Annotated in this window: 14 protein-coding genes; 7 read left to right on the forward strand and 7 right to left on the reverse strand. The window is 42.2% G+C overall.

Annotated elements, in window-relative coordinates; all coding sequences use genetic code 11:
• Nucleotides 1-121: 121 nt before the first annotated feature.
• The 6 genes from R9C00_25480 (at nucleotide 122) to R9C00_25505 (ending at nucleotide 8293) form a co-directional block, all read left to right on the forward strand.
• Entirely contained in the window at nucleotides 122-727 is a 606-nt protein-coding gene (locus R9C00_25480; GenBank protein WPO35049.1) for a DUF6134 family protein, read from the forward strand.
• A 169-nt stretch (nucleotides 728-896) separates the two neighbouring features.
• On the forward strand, nucleotides 897-3125 hold the full coding sequence (locus R9C00_25485) for a 3'-5' exonuclease (GenBank protein ID WPO35050.1): 2229 nt from the start codon (nucleotides 897-899) through the stop codon (nucleotides 3123-3125).
• 80 nt (nucleotides 3126-3205) lie between these two features.
• Nucleotides 3206-3874, forward strand: coding sequence for a DUF4290 domain-containing protein (locus R9C00_25490; protein ID WPO35051.1), 669 nt, complete (start codon nucleotides 3206-3208; stop codon nucleotides 3872-3874).
• Between the two features lie 498 nt (nucleotides 3875-4372).
• The gene (locus tag R9C00_25495; GenBank protein ID WPO35052.1) at nucleotides 4373-5869 is read left to right on the forward strand and encodes a 2-isopropylmalate synthase; all 1497 of its coding nucleotides are present in this window, start codon (nucleotides 4373-4375) and stop codon (nucleotides 5867-5869) included.
• 192 nt (nucleotides 5870-6061) lie between these two features.
• Nucleotides 6062-7555 (forward strand): D-alanyl-D-alanine carboxypeptidase/D-alanyl-D-alanine-endopeptidase, encoded by a 1494-nt coding sequence (gene dacB, locus R9C00_25500; protein WPO35053.1) that lies wholly within the window; start codon nucleotides 6062-6064, stop codon nucleotides 7553-7555.
• 105 nt (nucleotides 7556-7660) lie between these two features.
• Nucleotides 7661-8293 carry an RNA methyltransferase gene (locus R9C00_25505; GenBank protein ID WPO35054.1) on the forward strand — a complete coding sequence of 211 codons (633 nt, stop codon included), beginning with the start codon at nucleotides 7661-7663 and terminating at the stop codon, nucleotides 8291-8293.
• Between the two features lie 88 nt (nucleotides 8294-8381).
• On the opposite strand, the gene R9C00_25510 is transcribed toward R9C00_25505, so the two are convergent.
• The 7 genes from R9C00_25510 to R9C00_25540 all read right to left on the reverse strand — a co-directional run bounded on the left by R9C00_25510 (nucleotide 8382) and on the right by R9C00_25540 (nucleotide 18410).
• Entirely contained in the window at nucleotides 8382-9503 is a 1122-nt protein-coding gene (locus tag R9C00_25510) for a hypothetical protein (GenBank protein WPO35055.1), read from the reverse strand.
• A gap of 111 nt (nucleotides 9504-9614) precedes the next feature.
• A complete protein-coding gene (locus R9C00_25515) occupies nucleotides 9615-10901 on the reverse strand; it encodes a hypothetical protein (GenBank protein ID WPO35056.1) in 1287 nt (428 codons plus the stop codon).
• Nucleotides 10902-10977: 76 nt separating this feature from the next.
• On the reverse strand, nucleotides 10978-11886 hold the full coding sequence (locus tag R9C00_25520) for a hypothetical protein (protein WPO35057.1): 909 nt from the start codon (nucleotides 11884-11886) through the stop codon (nucleotides 10978-10980).
• A gap of 94 nt (nucleotides 11887-11980) precedes the next feature.
• A complete protein-coding gene (locus tag R9C00_25525; GenBank protein WPO35058.1) occupies nucleotides 11981-14500 on the reverse strand; it encodes a TonB-dependent receptor in 2520 nt (839 codons plus the stop codon).
• 25 nt (nucleotides 14501-14525) lie between these two features.
• Nucleotides 14526-15893 (reverse strand): HTTM domain-containing protein, encoded by a 1368-nt coding sequence (locus tag R9C00_25530; GenBank protein ID WPO35059.1) that lies wholly within the window; start codon nucleotides 15891-15893, stop codon nucleotides 14526-14528.
• Nucleotides 15893-17008, reverse strand: a complete 1116-nt coding sequence (locus R9C00_25535; protein ID WPO35060.1) for an imelysin family protein — start codon at nucleotides 17006-17008, stop codon at nucleotides 15893-15895. Before R9C00_25535 ends, R9C00_25530 begins: the two co-directional genes overlap by 1 nt.
• Nucleotides 17009-17183: 175 nt before the next feature.
• The gene (locus R9C00_25540) at nucleotides 17184-18410 is read right to left on the reverse strand and encodes a DUF4856 domain-containing protein (GenBank protein ID WPO35061.1); all 1227 of its coding nucleotides are present in this window, start codon (nucleotides 18408-18410) and stop codon (nucleotides 17184-17186) included.
• Between the two features lie 209 nt (nucleotides 18411-18619).
• Here R9C00_25540 and R9C00_25545 point away from each other — a divergent pair, with 209 nt between their 5' ends.
• Nucleotides 18620-20221 carry a fibronectin type III domain-containing protein gene (locus R9C00_25545; GenBank protein ID WPO35062.1) on the forward strand — a complete coding sequence of 534 codons (1602 nt, stop codon included), beginning with the start codon at nucleotides 18620-18622 and terminating at the stop codon, nucleotides 20219-20221.
• The last annotated feature ends 3 nt before the right edge of the window (nucleotides 20222-20224 follow it).

Raw genomic sequence — 20224 nt, forward strand, 5'->3', positions numbered from 1 at the left:
TTGTTTATTTTGATCAAACACTTATTAGCGGTATAATTAAACATATGTTTGATTACATAACTCTTCATTACTTAACATATTCACTTTTGAAGCTTCGGCTACGTAAACCAACTATTAGCTTTTGAAAACTAAACTATTTTGCGTGATAGGCGCATTTTTGATTTCGGCAGCTTCCATCGCACAAGTTCGCGTTCTACGCTACGAAATAGTGAGAAGCGGCAATCAGATTGGTAAGCTCCATGTACAACAAGACCGAGTGGGCGACGATGTCCATTATTATATAGAGGGAAATGTAAAGGAGAAATTTCTATTTGAAATCAACGTAAAATACATTTTCAAAAACAGCCTGACCAATGGCGTACTCACCTATGGGTATTCGCAAAACGTGGTGAATGACAAGGAGAAAGAGATGAGCGAAATAAAATGGGACGGCAGCAAATACCAGATTTTTTCCAAAGAAGAAGGAGAACTCGAACAGGAACGGAAAATTACACTAACACTCACCAATGTTTACCTCACAGAGCCCAATGATGCCACAGAAATATATTCGGAGCGGTATTGCGAGTTCTTGAAAATTGAGAAAATGGACGAGCCGCACAAATACGAGCTCCACTTGCCCGATGGAAAGACCAATGAATATACTTTTGAAAACGGCGTGGTGAAAGAAGTCAAAATCAACCATTTCCTCACTACATTTTATTTCCGATTGCTAAAAGACGAAGAGTAATCTTTCCTTTTTTCCTTCTTCACAAAATTAATATCCCTCTGCCCTTAGCCTTCTAATCCTAAGGTTGTAAATTTGAAACCGCTTTACGCTTACACCCTTTATCCAAAGCTGCACATATAGCTTAAAATTTACGAAGAGGGTGGCTCAATTCATAAAAAAATGCAATTTCATGGAATACTTGGATAGTTTGAACGAGCCTCAGAGAGAGGCGGTGGTGCATGCCGAAGGACCGTTGATGATCATAGCTGGTGCAGGGTCGGGGAAAACCCGTGTGCTCACGCTCAGGATTGCCTGCCTCATAGAAAATGGCGTTGACCCGTTCAATATTCTTTCGCTTACCTTTACCAACAAGGCCGCAAAAGAAATGAGGGAGAGGATAGAACAAGTGGTGGGCAACGATGCCAAAAACCTCTGGATGGGAACTTTCCACTCTATTTTTGCTAAAATACTTCGTTACGAAGCCGATAAAATTGGCTACCAAAGTAACTTCACTATTTACGATGCCGACGACTCCAAGTCATTGATCCGAACCATTGTAAAGGAAATGGAGTTGGACGATAAGCTCTACAAAGCAAATGCCGTATTGGGCAGGATTTCCATGGCGAAAAATAACCTCGTTTCGTGGAGGGCTTACATGAACAACACCGAGCTAATGCTGGAAGACGAAACTTCCCGCCGCCCAAAAATTGCCGAGATCTACAAAACATACAGTCACCGCTGCTTCCATGCCAACGCCATGGACTTTGACGATTTGCTGTTCAACACCAACGTACTTTTCCGCGACCACCTAGATGTGCTCAATAAATACCAGCACAAGTTCCACCATGTACTCATAGATGAGTTTCAGGATACGAATATTTCCCAATATATGATCACCAAAAAGCTTGCGGCTATCAAACAGAACATAGTAGTGGTGGGTGATGACGCACAAAGTATCTATGCGTTCCGTGGGGCAAACATCCAAAACATCCTCAACTTTGAGAAGGATTATCCCGACCTCAAGGTGATAAAGCTGGAGCAAAATTACCGCTCTTCGCAAAATATTGTAAACGCTGCAAACTCCGTCATCCGTTTCAACAGCAAGCAATTGCAGAAAAATGTGTGGACATCGAACGATGAAGGCGCAAAAATAAAACTGGTAAAATCGGCTACCGATAGTGAGGAAGGACGCTTGGTCGCCAATGCTATTTTCGAGACCAAGATGCAGGAAAACTTGCCTAATAGTGAGTTTGCCGTCTTGTACCGAACCAACTCCCAGTCGAGGGCGATTGAAGAATCACTCAGGAAATTGAACATTTCCTACAAGATTATTGGCGGGCTTTCTTTCTACCAAAGAAAGGAAATAAAAGACTTGATTGCCTACCTCCGCTTCACGGTGAACCAAAGCGACGAAGAGGCTTTTAAGAGAATAGTGAACTACCCAAAAAGGGGAATTGGGAAAACTACGGTAGATAAAATTGTAGTTGCTTCAGTGGAGCAAGATGTACCTGTTTGGGATGTGGTTGCTAATATCCAGAAGTTTTTTGGCTCGGGAAGGGCTGTGAAAACCGTACAGGAATTTGCCAACATGGTCAAAAACTTCATGCAATCTGTCCAGAATAAAGATGCTTTCCAAGCTGCAACAGACATTGCCAAAGGCTCGGGAATCCTGAAAGAGCTTTACGACGACAAAACCGTTGAAGGAAGAGTTCGGTACGAAAACTTGCAAGAATTGCTCAACGCCGTGAAAGCATTTGTAGACAACCCCGACAACGAGGACAAAAGCTTGCATGCATTCCTCCAAGACGTTGCCTTGCTCACCTCCTCCGACCAAACCGCCGATGAGGACACCGTTACCCTAATGACCATCCACATGTCCAAAGGGCTAGAGTTTGGGCATGTGTACCTAGTGGGAATGGAGGAAAACCTGTTCCCTTCCCAAATGATGCTCAACAGCCGAGCAGACCTGGAAGAAGAAAGAAGGCTTTTTTACGTAGCCATCACACGGGCTAAGAAAACACTCACTCTTTCGTATGCACTGCAACGTTACCGCTTTGGCAAGCTGGAAATGAAAGAGCCGAGCAGGTTTATAGAAGAAATTGACAAAACATATTTGGATGCCAGCCACACCGTAGCCCCAAGTAGTTTCGGTGCATTAAACGCTCCAAAAACCAAGTACCAAAACTTGAAAAAGCCAGCCCCATCTGCAGGGAAGGGGCATAACGTTTCTGCTTCTTTTAGCCCTAGCGACCCAAAATTACTCGCCGAAGGGATGAAAGTAGAGCACGCAAAATTTGGCTTTGGCACCATAACAAATATCGAATCTTTTGGCGGAGATAAGCGTGCCCGTATTATTTTTGATAACTTTGGAGAGAAAACCTTAATTTTGAGCTTCGCTAAATTGATGATCTGCAAATAATTGCATACCTTAAAAAAAGGAAACCTCTTCCCCACAAAGCGAAAAATTTATTTGACCCGAGAAATATGAGCGAATTAAACATGGATTACTATACAAATGACGAGCCTCTACTATTGAAAGAATATGGTAGAAATGTCCAAAGGCTGGTAAAATTTATAGCTACAATAGAGGACAAGGAAAAACGCACAAGAGCTGCCCACACACTTGTAAATCTCATGAAGCAGCTCAATCCTTCGGTAAAGGAAAACAGCGAAAGCACCCAGCAGCGTATTTGGGATCACCTTTATATCATGTCTAACTTCGAACTCGACATAGACGGACCTTTCCCTAAGCCTGACGAAACTATCTTAGATAAAAAGCCTGAACCGCTAACTTATAAAGATAAAGAACTCAAGCACAAGCACTATGGCCGCAACATTGAGCTACTTATAGACTTAGCGGCAAATACCGAAGATCCAGATGAAAGGGAAAATGCCATCATGTACATCGGTCGTTTGATGAAAACCTTCTATACTTCCTGGAACAGGGAGAATATAGGTGATGACGTGATCATTAATCACCTATATGAAATGTCCAAAGGAAAGATTGATATGAGAGATCAGCTCAAATCCGATAAGGTGGTTTTTGAAATTTCTATTCCACGAGATAAAGATTTAAACAACAGTAAGGGTAAAAGTAACAACCCAAGAAGAAGATCTTCCAAGCCTACCAACAAAAGGAAAGATAACAATAACAAAAGGAGGTCGTAAGACTTCCTTTTTTTTGCCCCTGCCCCATTTTGCCATTCATATCTGACCCAGGATATCCCGTCTATTTCCTAACAAGCTTTTTAACGACTTGACTTTTCCATTTAGAAAGTCATTCTTTCGTCCTGTTTTGAAGCCATTTAAACCAAGACGATAAAATTCTCATTGTCCCTATAATTACTATTAATAAAAATGAAAACAATAAGGAGTAAACCGATAAGCTTTCCAAGCCATCTCTCTTTTAATAAGCCACTGTTAATTGGTAAAAACCTTGTGGAGCAATAAAAATAACTGTTTAGGATTCAGTTCTTTTTATTTTTCCTGTATTTATTAGATAAATAAGGGAAAAGCCATTGCCTTTTATAAGGACACTCAAAAACATTCCCTCCAAATAGGCTACATTATTTTAGCACTATTTGCCATTAAAACGTATAATTGAAATTCAATCATTACGCCACAGGGCAAAATAACTATTTCTATCACCTAAACTCCCTAAATACCATGGACAGGGTCTATATTTTTGACACTACGCTCCGCGATGGCGAGCAAGTGCCAGGTTGCCAACTTACTACTATTGAGAAGATTGAAGTAGCTAAAGCGCTGCAAGCGCTGGGCGTAGATGTGCTGGAAGCTGGCTTTCCCATTTCTAGCCCTGGAGATTTCAACTCGGTGAGGGAAATTTCTAAAGCTGTTTCTAACCCTATTATCTGTGCACTCACCCGTGCCGTGCCCAAAGACATTGAAGTAGCTGCCGATGCCCTCAAATTTGCCAAAAGAAAACGAATCCACACAGGGATTGGCGCATCGGATTATCATATAAAACATAAATTCAATAGCACCCACGATAAGATTTTGGAGCGAGGGGTGGAAGCCGTGAAATATGCAAAAACCTTTGTGGAAGATGTAGAATTCTATGCAGAAGATGCGGGAAGGGCTGACTTGGAATTTTTGGCGAGGATGGTGGAAGCTGTGATTGCCGCTGGGGCAACCGTGGTCAACATTCCCGATACTACGGGCTATTGCCTACCAGAGGTCTATGGTGCAAAAATTCGTTACCTAATGGAAAATGTCACCAACATCGACAAAGCTATCCTTTCGGTGCACTGCCACAACGACTTGGGCATGGCCACCGCCAACAGCCTTGCTGGCGTAGTAAACGGCGCTAGGCAGGTTGAAGTGACCATGAACGGTATAGGCGAACGAGCGGGAAATACCTCGCTAGAAGAAGTAGCGATGGCACTTCGCACCCACAATAATTTGAACCTCGATACGGGAATAAATTCTACTAAGATTTACGATACCAGCCGTTTGGTTTCTAGGCTGATGCGTATGCCTGTGCAGGCCAACAAAGCAGTGGTAGGAAGAAATGCATTTGCCCACTCTTCGGGTATCCACCAAGATGGTGTGCTGAAGCATAGGGAAAACTACGAGATTATGTCTCCGCAAGATGTGGGCATCAATCAATCATCTATTTTGCTAACCGCTAGAAGCGGGAGGGCTGCGCTCAAACACCGCTTGGAGGTACTTGGCTACCAGTTTTCTACAGAAGAAATTGACAAACTCTACGACGATTTCTTGAAAATGGCAGACAAGAAAAAGGATATTGAGGATGATGATTTGTTGAAGTTGATTGGCAAGGCCAAACACGAACAGCAAATTGAATTGCTCAGGCTGCAAGTAGTCTGTGGCGATCCGCTAAGCCCTATGGCTACGGTGCATATAAAACACAATGGAGAGGAAAAAATGGAGTCTTCTACAGGCAATGGCCCGGTAGATGCATCCATCAAAGCCCTTCAGAAAATGGTGAGCATCAAGGTGAGGATAGAAGAATACTTGGTACAAGCCATTACGGGTGGATCCGATGACCAAGGAAAAGTACACATGCAACTTTCGCATGGAGAGCAGGTGTATTACGGATTTGGAACAAGTACCGACATCGTGATGGCATCAGTCTATGCCTACATAGATGCGCTCAACAAAATCACTGCCGTGAAATAAAACCATCTATAAAAATTCAAAACTAAAAAAGGGGCTTTATAGCCCCTTTTTTTTATCCCAAAACCAACATTACATTTTTAATATAGCAACCTTATTTTTTATTCTAAATAGGATTTACACACTTTCTGAATTCGTCTTCTTACTTTTGAAGTTCATTATTGAACCAACACCCATACCGAATACTCATTTCAAATGCTGTACTTAAAATTCACGTTGCCAATTTTCTTGTTTCTAAGCCTTTTTCCCGAAAATACGCTAGATACCTCATTAGCCATAAAGGGAGAACATGAAAAACTTAGCCCACTTGACTTTAGCAATAAGCTAAAGGAAATCCACGAAAGCGAAGGGCTGGAAGGCTCGGTAATGAGTGTTTTTGTGATGGAAGCATCAGAGAGCAAGCCACTTACCGACTACTACAGCCAACTCGGAATGGCAACGGCTTCTACCATGAAAGCCATCACCACGGCGGCTGGAATGAGGGTTTTGGGGAAAGATTTTACCTTCAAAACCAGGGTGGAATACGATGGAGAAATTGACGAAAACGGTACGCTCCAAGGGAATTTGTATATACGGGGCGGCGGCGACCCAACCCTTGGAAAAGATAATTTGCCTGCCCTTTTAGAAAGGATTACCGATAAAGTAAGAGATTCGGGAATCAATCAAATAAACGGTTGTGTGGTGGGCGATGCCCGTATTTTTGATAGGCAACTCACACCAGATACGTGGATTTGGGAAGATATGGGCAACTATTTTGGGGCGGGGGCATCTGGGCTTTCCATCAACGAAAACCTGTACCGATTGTATTTTAAAACCGGAAGTAGAGAAGGGACAGCCACCCAGATTACCGGCATGGAACCCAAAATTCCGGGGGTCGAGTTTGTAAATGAAATCACCACGGGCAAGCCCGGCTCAGGAGATAACGGATACATTTTTGGCGCACCTTACACCTATTTGAGGTATGTGCGAGGCTCTTTACCACCCAATTATCCTTCCTTTATGATAAAAGGCTCTATGCCCGATCCAGCCTATTTTTGTGCTTACGAATTGCAACGCTACATAGAGGCAAGGGGCATAGAAGTGAACCGAAGCGCAACTACCTTCCGCCTTTCTAAGGAAATCAAAGAAGGGCCTTGTAAAGTTATATGGAGTAAAGAATCGCCCACGCTCGACCGGATCATCACCCGCACCAATATGAAAAGTGTGAACCTTTATGCAGAGGCCATTTTGCGGATGATAGGCCATGTGAAGAAAAATGAGGGCAGTACTTCAGCAGGAATAGAGGCAATGTACGAGCTGTGGGAATCGGAAGGCATTGATATGAAAGGCTGCCACTTTGCCGATGGCAGCGGGCTTTCTCGCTTCAATGCGGTAAATGCACGACAAATGGTGCAAATCCTCCAGACCATGCTCCGCTACGATACCGACGGCAGCTACATAAAATCGCTGCCCATAGCAGGAAAAACAGGCACGCTCAAAAATATGTGCAAAGGTCGGCTAAGCGAAGGACGCATCCGAGCCAAAAGCGGGTACATCAACCGGGTTCGCTCCTATGCGGGTTATGCCGATTCCATTACGGGGAAAAGGCTGGTCTTCGCCATTATGATCAACAACTACTCCAAGCCCTACGGGCAACTCACCCACGATTTTGAAGATATTATGGATATGATTGTAAGACTGGGGAGGTAGTTTTTAATTCACTTCGATGACCGATTGACTCGAAAGACTAGTATGAGTTAAATATAAACAACTGGTTTGTAGGGGTTAAGAACAAATAAAAGCATCTACACCAAAATGGAAGAAAAAGAAGAGGTAAATAAAAGTACTTTAAGAAAAAGAGCAGATGAGATAAAAGAATTTAGGTGTAAAAATCTAATTGCAGTTCTTGAAGAACCAAACGATTATAAAAATATCGGTAAAGTAATAAGAAATATAAATGCACTTGGCGTCGAAAAATTATACATAGTTGACAGTCGAGACAAATTACCAGATAACTGGCAAGAAATGCGAAATCGGAAATCGCTTACTAAAACTTCGGTTTCTGCTATAAAATGGACATACGTAAAGAAATTCAAAAGTACAGAAGAGTGCTTAGAGCACTTGGAAAAGAAAAGGTTTGTCTCAATTGTAACGTCTCCTCACTTAAAAAGTGAAAAAAATGTAGTTTTAAACGAAGGAGATTATACACAAATAAGGCTAGCAGTTTGGTTTGGAAATGAATCAAGAGGAGTTAGTAAAACTGCAATCGAAAGAAGCGAAATGTGTGTAAGCATTCCGATGTATGGAATAATTGAAAGCCTAAATTTGGCTACCTCAACAGGAATTGTGCTTTATGAAGTAACAACACAAAGAAGAGAGTTTCAAAAAAAGTACAAACGAGGACAAAAGAAATATCAAAGAAAAGTAAAATCAGATAAAGGGAAGTAATCCTTTATCTGATTTTACTCTTTCAGAGTATATGTATATCGAAGGCCTCATTCTGAACGAGACCTTCGATGTTTTGATAGGCTACATGTTACTGCTCCATTTCAATTCCTTCCATGTCTGCTAACTTAGCTTTCAAGCCCCAGCCACCAAAGTTTTCGGTAATGGCGAAGACGATCTCATTTTTACCTTTTTTCAAGTCCAAATAGACTGCATCGAAATAGCCGATAGTACCTAGGTAGCGATAATCCCTTGTTCGGAAGGTTCGCTGCCCCGAATACACCAATTGCTCGTTCACAAAAACCTTGGCGATATCACTGTAGCCAAAGTCTAGCTTTTTCACTTGGTTTTTGCTGGAATTGATCGTCACTTTGGCAAAAACGGTATTCGTTTCTTTAGAGAAAACAACCATTTGCGCAAGGTTGGCTGTTCCGGTAAACTCGCTCCAAAGAGGCTTCCAACCCATTCCATCCATGTCTTTTTTATCCTTCAGCGAATAAACATTGTCAAGATCTGACTGAGCAAATGCTGGGGAAACTTCCCACTTTTGGATAGTCCCCAGTTCAGGTGTTGGGTTTTCTTTCACATTACTTACCAGCTCTACATTTTCCATGGACTGGTAAGATAGATTGGCAAAATAGGCACTGCCCCCTCCTGTGCTAAAACCAATACCACCCGCTTCTGCTTCTCTTTTTAAGTCATTCACATGCAATACAGGCTGTGCCATGTCATTGATGAAAACATCCATTTTATCGTCAGCAACCAATAGCTTCACATGAATCCATTCATTGAAATTGTAGCTGTAGGCAGTAGAGTGCCCTTCCCCATAGTAAAGCTGCCAACCAGAAATTCCATTGAATACGGGCGTATATTGCATGGCATCGGGGTTGCCAGATTGGTGGGCACGGATGTAGAAGTCCTCAAAGTTATTAGTGTCCTGTTGGCGAAATCGAACCCCCAAAAATTTTCTCGATTCAGCAAACAGTATATCGTATTCGATAACGCCATTTTTTAAGCTAGCGCCTTTTAAGCTTGCTGCGCCATTTTCTAGGTAAAGGGCAGGCTTGCCTTTGTGTTCTTTGAACTCGTACTTTTTGGCTTGTACTTCCCAAGCACTTTCATCAAACTTCGCCCATTCAGCTTTTTGAGCTAGGGAAATATTGAAAAGGAATAAGCTTAGGAGCAAGAAGGGGATGATTAGTTTCTTTTTCATGATCTTGTTTTGTCTTTTTTGCTTGAACATTTTGACGAATGTAAAGGCATGTACTCTAGAAACAAGATCAAGCCTTGAACAACTTGATACAAGTTTGTTCAAGGTTGTAAATCAGAGAGTTGGAATGGGGATGCTTTTTCCTTCAGATTCAAGTTGAAGGGATTTTACCGAGCCTGTTCCGTGGAATTGGTAGCGAACACCGACTACTTTCCCAGCAACTAAAGGCACTTCACCTTGGTAAGCTGGCTGCCCGTTCACCAAGATGGAAACTTGGTTGCCCGATGTTTCTACTTCCAGTGTTACCCACTCGGAAAAGTCCACTCCAAAGCCCGTAAGATCAGCTTGTGTACCGTTCATGAAATTCCCAGGAATCAGCATACCTAATTCGGCCACGCAACCCTTGATGGAAAAAGGAATGATAAAGGCAGATTTGGAACAGAGAATAGAAACCCTAGCTTCTTGGCATATGGCTTCTCCTTTGCCAAACGTATTTTTGAACTCGGTACTAAGTTTGAAATTTTGCGCACTTACCTCCCCAAAATCTTCCACAAAATGAAAGTTAGTGATGGGAATTTCACCCGAAAGGTCGACCCCATGCTCTACCAAATGAGCTTGGGTAATAGCCAGTTGCCCATTTTTAGCTACCGAGGCAAGGTCTAAGTAAAATGGCACTGGTTTTTTATCAATAGTAGCTAACCAGCCTTCCGACTTAATAAACAGATCTTTTTCAATGGCAATTTGGTCGTTCAACACCAACTTCGCTTGGAAAAAACCGGGGTAATAATAAGTGCATGCAAAAAAATCACTAGTTGGATCTACCTGATGCCTTAGCTTGGGATTCCAAGATTGTTGGATGAAAACTGAATCGGCATTCGCATGTGAAGCATCGTAGGTAAAGGTGACAGTGTTAGGCAAGCCCTTTGCCACAGGCTGGAAAGAAAAACTGGTTTTTTCCTTATAAACGGGTTTGATCCACTCGGTCATGGAAAGTAAGCCTACCACCAAAACTAATAAAACTGCTCCATAGAGGTATGAAACTTTTTGGCGAAAAAGCTTGGCAAGCCCTGACTTTCTAACACTTGGTTGTTGGGAAGGTATTTCTGTTTTTTGCCAATGTTCTTGTTGGAAATCTATCCAACTACCGTAGCCCAAAAACTTGGCAAGGGTATCTAGCGTGTTGGTAGTTGGGCTAGAATGGTAAGCTATTTTCCCCCAAAGGCGCTTAAGCGTAACAGCACTTAGCTGCACGTGAGTAGCTTCAAAAATTTTTTCGCTGAGCAAGTCAAAATGCCGATGTTGCCACTCGCTAGCCTCCGCCCAACCCAGTTTTTCCTCAATCTGCTTTAGGCATTTTTGCAATAGCTCTTTTTCCTTATCTATGGTCTGTTCGGTTGGCATTTGGCTAGGGAACATTTTGTTTTTGATATAACCAAGTTACGGAAATTGAAAGAGCGAAGCAATCAGAAGTTTATTTCTAAATTACATTTGGGTTTAATATATTATTTAATGTTGCTTGTAATTCTGTTTCTAATTTTTTTGCTCCAATAGCACTATCTGTATATTCTATACGACGTATGTGTGCAAGGTCAAATGGGAAATTTACCTCTTTGTCCTCTTGTTTTTGATATATTAGAATTGTCTCTTTTCCCACAGTATGGGCAATTCCCAACTCGTACATTACATTAGGGTTTAACTCAGTCAAATCTGCAATAATAACTTTCGCTTCACATATGCCCTTCCAGATATCTTGCATTATAGATTTATTTGTTTTGAAGTCATCAGCTCTTTGACAAACTAATCCCATTTCATTATTTTCAACAGAAGGTTTGATAATATTTATATAGATATCAGTCAAAGGGGTTGTGAAAGGCATTATTACAAATATTGATCTTTGGTTGATTTTAAAATTAGGGGTACCAAAGATTGGCTTAACTCTGACGATATTATTCATAAATTCAAATTTGTCTAATTCAATTTTTATGTACTCTTCTGTTAAATTATCAATAAATTCTTTGTGATTTGCTGAGTCAAGGTTAGCTGATTCAATTGGAACCTGAAATAGTACAGGGTCATCAAATCCAAAATCTAGAATTGAAGATTCGTATGCTTGTTGTGGGGATAATTCAATTGATTTGTCATAATGGTAGTTTATGCTTGTAATACCAAAGCTTTTTTCCATAAGAATATTTACAGAGCTTTTATCTCTAATAACAAGATACGTCGAAGGTTTCATTGCTCTAAAAATACCTCTTCGTAATTTTTTATCTTGAAGTTTTTTTTCAATAGATAAGAGTATTTCATCAATTAGCTTATCTACTATTTGTGTTTCATTAGTGGGGAAATTAACATTTATATTGCTTACTCTACCTTGATTTGAAAACATATTGAGTACTGCTTTACAGGGGTCAAAACATAATGCTATTTTACATAAAACTAAGTAAAAACTTTGTATAAACAATATATATTGTTTGCCTCTGTCAAATCTTAAACTCCAACGTCAAATAATACGCCCTTGGAGAAGATGGAATAATGCCTGGGCCAGGGTAGCCCGTTGCCCTGCGAGTAAAATATTTCTCGTCGAGTAAATTATTAACCCCAGTCTCTATTTTCACCTTTTTCACTCGGTAAGAAAGAGAAAAGTCCATGATGCTATACGCAGGAATTTCCCCAATTATTCCCTCACGGCTATCGCCTTTGGGGGGAACTGGCGTGTTCTCAGCATCCGTAAATTGCTCGCTGAGGTAAGTGTACTGGAGATTACCCATCAGGTTTTTGTAGCCAAATCGCAACCCTGTTTTTAGGTTGATGGCAGGAATGAATTCTACTTTTTTGCCAGCCACATTATTTTCTTCGCTCTGCAAATATTCCGAATCGGTAAGCGCAAGGTTCATAAACGGGCTGAGCTTGAACCTGCTGGCATCCAAACCGAAAGTTTCTACCACATTCCACTCGGCAAAAGCCTCTACTCCAAAAGTGAGAGCATTCCCAATATTTTGCCTCACTCGATCACCCTTGTTCGGACCAGAACTTTCTAGGATAGTACCTATTCGGTCTTTGTACATAACGGCGTATGCGCCCACATCGTAAGAAAGATAGTTTTTCCATTTTCCCCGCATTCCAATGTCGCTGGTAAATCCGCTTTCATCTTTTATGTTTGGATCGATGATAAACGTCGGGCTTACCACTCTGATATCACTAAAAGTGACCGAACGATAGTTTTGGGAAATATTTCCGTACAATTCCAAATTTCCGGAATGGCGGTAGCTTGCTCCCAAGCCAAGCAGTGCAAAAGCTCGGTCGAGGGTTCGGTTGTCAGTGGTATCCTTTCTGAATATCTCGTCGCCAGCATTGTTGTAGCGCACCTCGGTGTATTGCCCTTCCGACTGGGTGTTGATGTATTCCAACCTAAACCCTGGCGTTAGCGAGAACTTTTCGCTGAGCATAAAAATGTTTTCTCCAAAAAGGGCAAAGTTCAGGTTGGGGAAAGTAAAAGAAGATTGGTGTGGGTACGAAGGATAATCATTCGTGGCAAAGTTAAAATTTGCATCGAAACCACTAGTCCCTGGCCCTTGCTCGGAGTAATTCTGAGCTTGGTAATATTTCGCCCCAATCAGGAAAATAGCCTCTTTCTTTTGGATATTGTATCTCGTGAGCAACCTCGCTTCTGCTCCCCAGTTGTTGAATTGCCCTTTTATAAGGTCACGAGTAAACTCTTCTGGATCATCCATTTCGGTGATCGGGTTTCGCTCAGGCCGCTTCGGATCGCCTCGGAAGCCAAGTGCATTTCGTTCCGCATTCAACCCAAATAGGTTTACACTAAAGTCTGTTTTAGATGAAAATTTGTGTTTGAATTTGAGGGCAAAAAGTTTCCAATCTACCTCAAACCAATTTCGCTCACGGTTGCTAAACAAAGGGTCTTCTTCAAACTGCGAATCGGTCATACCGCCCGATTGCTTTGCCAAGTACTTCAAATAAGTTGTTTCTAAGGAAATAGAAGTTGACTCGCCCAAGGCATAGTTGAATGCACCAAAGAAATTTTTGGAATCGAAATTTGAATTTGGGCGAAAGCCATCGCCTTCTTTGTAGTTGAAATAAGTGTAATAACTGAATTTCCCTACCGTGCCAGAAAGGCTGTTGAAGCTGGTAAAAAGACCATAAGAACCCACTGACTGTCGAGAAGTCCATTCTATCTTCTTATCGGGATTTGGCTTTTTGAACTTAAAATTGACCAAGCCGCCAAACTGCGTTCCGTACTGCAAAGAAGCCGCCCCACGAACCACTTGGATTTGCCCTAAAGCTTCGGCTGGAGGGGTATAATAACTTTCGGGGTAGCCCAGCACATCTGCACTAATGTCATACCCATTTTGCCTTGTGTTGAAATTTGCTGTTCGGTTGGGGTCAAGCCCACGCCCGCCAATATTGAGCTGCAAACCCGCATCGCTGTTTTCATAGATATTCAGCCCCACCACTTGCGAGTAGATTTGCCTCGCATTATTAGCTGCCAAGTTCCCCACCGACTGGCTGAGCAGCACTACTTCCGACTTTTTCCCAGCAAAAATTGACGTGCCCTCCACGGGATTTAAGCGGCTTAGGCTAAAACTCATTTCCTCCTGCTGGCTCACCACCACTTCTGAAAGTTCTTTGCTGAAACCTATTAACGAAACCACGATAGACGTGTCCGAAGACAGGGAAACCTGAATGTTTTGTGGATTGTAGCCTACGCCAAAAATGGCAATACTGTATGTTCCTTTTTTTAGTCCTTCAAGCACAAACTCACCTTTTCCGTTAGTCTGGGCAAGCTGGTTGGTGGTTTTATTGAAAACATCGGTGTTGGCAACGGGCTTTTGGCTGTCGGTATCTTTCACCACGCCCGAGAGGGAAAACTGGGCTTGCGCCACCGAAACCAAGAAAAGAAAGCAGACCAAAAAATTACCCCCCTTCAAAAAGCCTCGGTCTGTGGCGCACAGACCGAAACAAAATGTCTTTAAACTGCCCAACGAAGATTTTTTATTATTTAAAAAATTATAAACCTTTAATTTCATCTTGGAATGGAAGTATCCACTGTTTGTGTTTGAATGATTCTTTTTGCGCAGCAAGATTCACTGAGCTATCTATGAAGGGTTGGCTTCGCCTGCCGTTAAGGGCGACGTAACTTTCCACATATATTTCTACTTGTTGGTGCCCTTGGCTTTCAAAATGCTCTTTGAGAAAATGGGCATATTGCAGCATAAAATCCGATTGGGTGGACATCTGCTTCTCTTGGAAAGAGCTGAGGAAATCGGAATTATCTACATGAAAACTTTCCTTTTTCACCCCATCTACCACCTTAAACTGGGCATAGCCTACTTTTTCTATCAGCATCACCCTCCACGAAAAGCGGAAGCCTTCTTCTGTCCAAAAAAGCTCTCCTGGGTACGCCAAGTGCCTGAACGGGAAGGCAATTTGGAACAGGAAAAAAAGTGCGAGCACTGCCATTTTGAGCTTGTTTGCCACAGCACTGTTGGTAATTAATTTGCGTTGGTTATCGAAGTTAGATTTGCTTGTTTTCAATAGTTTGGCCAAAGTGGAAAGGAGCTGTTCGTGTAGCTTGGCATCGAAGAAAATCAGTGCACTCACAATCATGATGAACGGAAACATGCCAATGGGAAAGAGCAGGCGTGTAAGCACATGGAAAATGACGACGAAGGCAAATGCAATAAGCCTTGTCCTTTTCCAAAGCAATAAAAAAGGGATGCACAAATCGTAAATAGCGCCACTCCAGCTAAAGGCAAAAATGAGCCATTCTTGGTGAAGAAAGTCGCCGAGCAGGGGAAGGTCGTATCGGGAAGGCAGCCAAATTTTGAGCGGCATGGCGGAAAAAAGCCAGTCCGAATTGAGCTTAGCCAGCCCAGCATAGAAATACACTATCCCGATGAGAAGCTTTAGCGAATCGATGGTCCAGCGGGGAACATACTGGAACGCTAGTTTTTTATTTCGCCTTGCGTCGAGCGAAAAATAAGCGTTAGCAGGCAAGAAGATGAGCAAAAAACTAAGGATGCTTATAAAGTAATAATGGTTGAGGTAGGTGGTTTTGTCCATCAGCTCTATGTAGGTGAAGCTGAGGAAAAAGGTGATGATAGCAGCTTTGTAACGGTAACCCAAGGCGATAGCTAGTGCCGAAATACCGCTTACTATAAATAAAATGTAGGTGTAATTCCCTAGGGGTTTTATGAATTCGAAACCGTAGTAAGAAAAGAAAAATTTGGGTTGGATATATAGTTTTTCAATCCAGCCATTAGCCCAAAACCGAACTACGCTCAAGAACATCATGACACCAAAAAAAACACGAAAAACTGCCAAAGGGGCAGCTTTCGTAGGTGTTTGGAAATATGTTTTGAGTGCAATGTTCATCAGTCCCCGTCGGCATCTACATAATCTACTTTAATATTCAGAGCTTGGAACATATCCACTTTCATCAGAATGACAATCTCCTGAAGAGCATCGTAGGTGGCGAGCATTGCCTGATTATTAGTTTCTACTTCTTGGTACAAGTTGTCGCCAAGTAGGTTTCCCTTGCTGAGCGCATTTTCAAATTTGCTTGAAATCTCTTTGCTCAGTGACTCTCCATTGGTGATGGTGTTAAGAAAATCGAGGTACGACTTAAGGCTTTCGCCAGTACTTCCGCCACTGAAATGCTTTCCAAGGAAAAAATCATAGGACGCCTGAAGCGAGGTGATGAAAAGGCTTTTAGAAACATCTTTATTGTAAAAAGCCTCAACGTTATCGCTGAGAGGCTGGTTGGAAAATACTCCTGCAGGAATACCGATTTTTCCAGCTCGCAAAAACTTTTCGTAGTAAAAAAGGTAATCGTTTACCAATTTGTTCACCGAGCTGTTGGCACTTGAGCCACTTTCCGCTATGAACGCTTCGCGGTAGCCGCCTTTCCAGTCTTTCAGCACTTGGTCGGCAAGGGAATGGATTCTGTCCGTCACATCACTGAGGTAGTTGCGGTGGTTTTCGTTGGTACTAAAAAGGGTTGTAGTTTCTGCTTCGGTAGCCGCCAAACCGTGGAGGAGGTAATCGAGGGCTGGAAATCCTTGCTGCACCCTAGTGGAAGGCAGGGCCAAGTTCCAAGTTCCCGACTGGAGGTTTGCATCAATTTCTGCCGCATTAGTGGGAAAAATATTGGTATAATCCCTGAGCGTGAGCTCTTCGGCTTTGCCTATTTCAAACATTGATACTTTCTGCCAAGCCGTATAAGCCGAAAGCCAAGTAGCTTTTAAGGTTTGGAGCTTCGTTTCGCTAGGCTCGTTTACAAAAGCGTCTTTTGCTGCAACCAAGTCGGCAGTTGTAACCACATACGCTTCGTAGGCAGGGATAATGATATTATCTGCCCAGTTGGTGAGCATTGCTTGCCTGTCGAAATTATCTTTTTCAGGCTCTTCTGCTTTTTTTTCGCTACAAGAAAAAAGAGTGCAGAAGAAGGGTATGATACATATTAGTAATAAAGTAGATGCCTTTCTCATTCTTATTTTAGAATTAGTCTTAATAAAAGGTTGGCAAATATAGTGAATTGCATAATTACCACAGCAAAAGAGCTTTATGATTTTTCCTATACTAAAATCATAAAGCTCTCTGCAAGTTGGGTAGGTATACCAAACTCAAAGTTGGTATTTGGCAAGGCTCGTAAAGGATCTGGTGTTAGTTGGTTTGCTCCACAGTAAAGTCAAACTTTGCAGCAATTTTGGTTGAAATATCATCAAGGGTGGTAGTCTCTACATCCCAAAGCCCGTTGGTTCCGTCTCCTAGCAATTGACTAAGGAAACCATCCACTTCTGCTTTGGTGAAATAAGGCTCGCTTGAATCAGGCATGCGAGTGAAACGAAGGCTATAAATAAACCCGTAACCTTCAGAAAGATCGTGGAAAGCACTTCCGTAAAGCGCAGAGTTGCCACGGTCAGTTGGAAGTGCCGCTTTACCTGCTTGCAAATAATGTACGGCACGGATAGCGATTACTTCAGAAAGCTTTTTCCTTATAATAGCAGCCTGCTCGTCGCGAAGCGTGTATTCTCCAGCTTCTATCGCAGCACGCCCTAGTTTAAAAGCATCAAAAATTTCAGCAGCAATCCCCGCAAAATCTTCGTCACTTTCTACCCTTCCCACGTATTTATTGAGGAAATTATCATCTGCGCCAATGGTAGCATTTGGGTTGGCGGCATCGGCAGAAGTTCCGTAGAGGTAGCCATACGCCTCGTCCCATTTGTGCTCCATATTCGTATAGCTTTTTCCTTCGGCAGGAGTGCCGTTGGTGTTATCTTCTCGGTTAGAAGCTTCGTCAAGCACAGCTGTGCCAAGGTAGTTGTTGGCTATTTGATCGAGCATGAGCGCACCAATTAATGATTTGTTCACCAACTGGTTGTATTCCAAGCCTTGTGCGTTTACATAGCGAGTCGAACTTCCATCGGCAATTTGCCCGGCCACGCCTGGGGCAGCAACAGTATTTTGGTTGGGAAATACTTCACTCACTTGCTCTTTTATCCACGTTTCAAACTGAGCTTTTATCTCACTCGCTTCAGATACATTTGCAGAGAAAAAGTCGACTGATGCAGCTGTTTTACTTTTGATATTTTTGGTAGCAGCGTTAAGATCTGCACTTTCAAATGGGTTGGCATCTCCGCCAGCTTCGGTCTCATTTCTAAACATCTCCAACAAAAGAGTTTCTGTCGCAGAAAAATCTTTCATTTTTCCTATCAACTCTTCACCCATCTGTATTCTAGTAGTTTGCCCGTCGAAAGAAACAGTGCTTTGTCCATTTCTTTCAAAAGTATAAGTAGCAGGGGCTACCACCTCTGGCTTTGGTTCGTCGTCGTTATCGCATGAAATAACCAGCGCAGCAATAGCTAATAGTAAAAAATATCTCTTGAGCATCTTTTGATTTATTTAGATTAAATTTAAATAGTATGCAAAGATAGAACAGGGTCTCAATGTTTCAAATTTTATTTAGATTAATTCTACATAGCCTTGCTCTCCTGCTTTATTTCTCAGAATTAACTGACAATTCATCTCAACTTAACTACCAACAAGCTAGGTTTTGCCAGCTTTGCGGTCTAACTTATTTATTCACAACGAACAAAAAAATGCTTACACTCAGAAATATATGTAGCCTACTATTGGTATGGGGACTATGTACCACTTGCTTTGGGCAAAAGCCTACACTTCTAATTAAGCCCTTTCTACAAGATGCAAGTCCAAGCTCCATAGTGGTGAAGTGGGAAACTTCCATGGGTGAGGAAAGTGTGGTAGAATACGGTACGAACCCTAAATTGGGTAAAAAAGCCAAAGGTGTGGCTTACCCAATCAATTACTCAGAGTCTAGAATCCATGAGGTGGAACTCACCGGACTTGATAGGATGAAAATGTATTATTACCGTGTGAAAACGGGTAAAATGGTCTCTGAGATTCACCAGTTTAAAACGCCTCCTTTTGCCTCGGACAAAAAAGCTTTCAGGTTAGTAGCTATGAGCGACATGCAAGAGGACAACAGCTACCCCGACAAGTTTGAAGAGTTGATAAACGACGGGTTGTTGAGTTACCTAAAGAAAGAATACGGTGGCGAAGTTCCCGAAAATGTAGCACTGATGATGATCCCTGGAGATTTGGTAAGCACCGGAACAGTTTACGAACAGTGGAAAAGAGATTTTTTTGATCCGGGAAGTAAGCTTTTCTCCCAAGTACCTATTTACCCTGTACCTGGCAACCATGAGAAAAACTCAATCTATTTCTTCAAATATTTTACCCTACCGAGAAATGGAAGCCCTGCTTATGACGAGCACTGGTGGCATAAAGATTATGGCAATATCCGAATCATCGGTATGGATTCCAACGAAGGCTACCGAACACAAGATCAACTGGAATGGCTAGAAGATGTGTTGGAAAAAACTGGCAGTAACGATTCCATAGACTTTGTTTTTGCCCAAATGCACCACCCATACAAGTCGGAAATGTGGCTGGTAGGGGAAGAAGAGTTTACGGGAAAAGCCGTGAAAATACTAGAAGAATTTAGTTCCGAAACTGGCAAGCCTAGTATCCATTTCTTTGGACACACTCATGCGTATTCGAGGGGGCAATCGAGAGACCATAAGCACCTTTGGGTTAATGTGGCCACTGCTGGGGGGAACATCGATTATTGGGGTGAATTTGCCCAAAGAAACTACGAAGAGTTTACCGTAACACAAGATGAATATGGCTTTGTGATGGTGGATGTAGATCCTAACAACGGCGACCCTAAATTGACAGTGAGAAGGTACAGCCGAGGCAATGAAAACAAATTCAGGAATAACGAATTGCGGGACAGCGTTACCGTGTGGCGATTTGATAAAAAGCCTGCTACTCCTTCACTTCTTTCCCCGAAAATGAAGGAAAAAATCCCTTACAGAAATATCATCCTAAAAGCCAGTGATTTCGAAAGTGAGCTAAACGGTGCGGAACACGGGGCAAGTCAATGGCAAGTAGCCGAAAGCAAGGATTTTGAAAAGCCTTTAATAGACAATTGGAAGCAATATGAAGATTGGTATGCCTACCAAAACCTCCAAAAAGCTGATGACCTGACCGATGAAAAAATTCATGTATTGAGACCTGCTACCACTTACTTTTGGAGAGTCCGCTACCGTGACAAGAACTTGAACTGGAGCGAGTGGTCAGAAACATTTTCATTCACTACCACCGAAGAGGAGGAATAGTTC

This window comes from Flammeovirgaceae bacterium SG7u.111, from assembly GCA_034044135.1.
GTDB lineage: Bacteria > Bacteroidota > Bacteroidia > Cytophagales > Flammeovirgaceae.

What these genes read in the sequence shown, in the direction of transcription:
- R9C00_25545 (WPO35062.1), top strand. Translation starts at nt 18,620, where the DNA reads ATGCTTACACTCAGAAATATATGTAGCCTACTATTGGTATGGGGACTA.
- R9C00_25495 (WPO35052.1), top strand. Translation starts at nt 4,373, where the DNA reads ATGGACAGGGTCTATATTTTTGACACTACGCTCCGCGATGGCGAGCAA.
- dacB (WPO35053.1), top strand. Translation starts at nt 6,062, where the DNA reads ATGCTGTACTTAAAATTCACGTTGCCAATTTTCTTGTTTCTAAGCCTT.
- R9C00_25535 (WPO35060.1), bottom strand. Translation starts at nt 17,008, where the DNA reads ATGAGAAAGGCATCTACTTTATTACTAATATGTATCATACCCTTCTTC.
- R9C00_25530 (WPO35059.1), bottom strand. Translation starts at nt 15,893, where the DNA reads ATGAACATTGCACTCAAAACATATTTCCAAACACCTACGAAAGCTGCC.
- R9C00_25485 (WPO35050.1), top strand. Translation starts at nt 897, where the DNA reads ATGGAATACTTGGATAGTTTGAACGAGCCTCAGAGAGAGGCGGTGGTG.
- R9C00_25510 (WPO35055.1), bottom strand. Translation starts at nt 9,503, where the DNA reads ATGAAAAAGAAACTAATCATCCCCTTCTTGCTCCTAAGCTTATTCCTT.
- R9C00_25505 (WPO35054.1), top strand. Translation starts at nt 7,661, where the DNA reads ATGGAAGAAAAAGAAGAGGTAAATAAAAGTACTTTAAGAAAAAGAGCA.
- R9C00_25490 (WPO35051.1), top strand. Translation starts at nt 3,206, where the DNA reads ATGGATTACTATACAAATGACGAGCCTCTACTATTGAAAGAATATGGT.
- R9C00_25515 (WPO35056.1), bottom strand. Translation starts at nt 10,901, where the DNA reads ATGCCAACCGAACAGACCATAGATAAGGAAAAAGAGCTATTGCAAAAA.
- R9C00_25520 (WPO35057.1), bottom strand. Translation starts at nt 11,886, where the DNA reads ATGTTTTCAAATCAAGGTAGAGTAAGCAATATAAATGTTAATTTCCCC.
- R9C00_25540 (WPO35061.1), bottom strand. Translation starts at nt 18,410, where the DNA reads ATGCTCAAGAGATATTTTTTACTATTAGCTATTGCTGCGCTGGTTATT.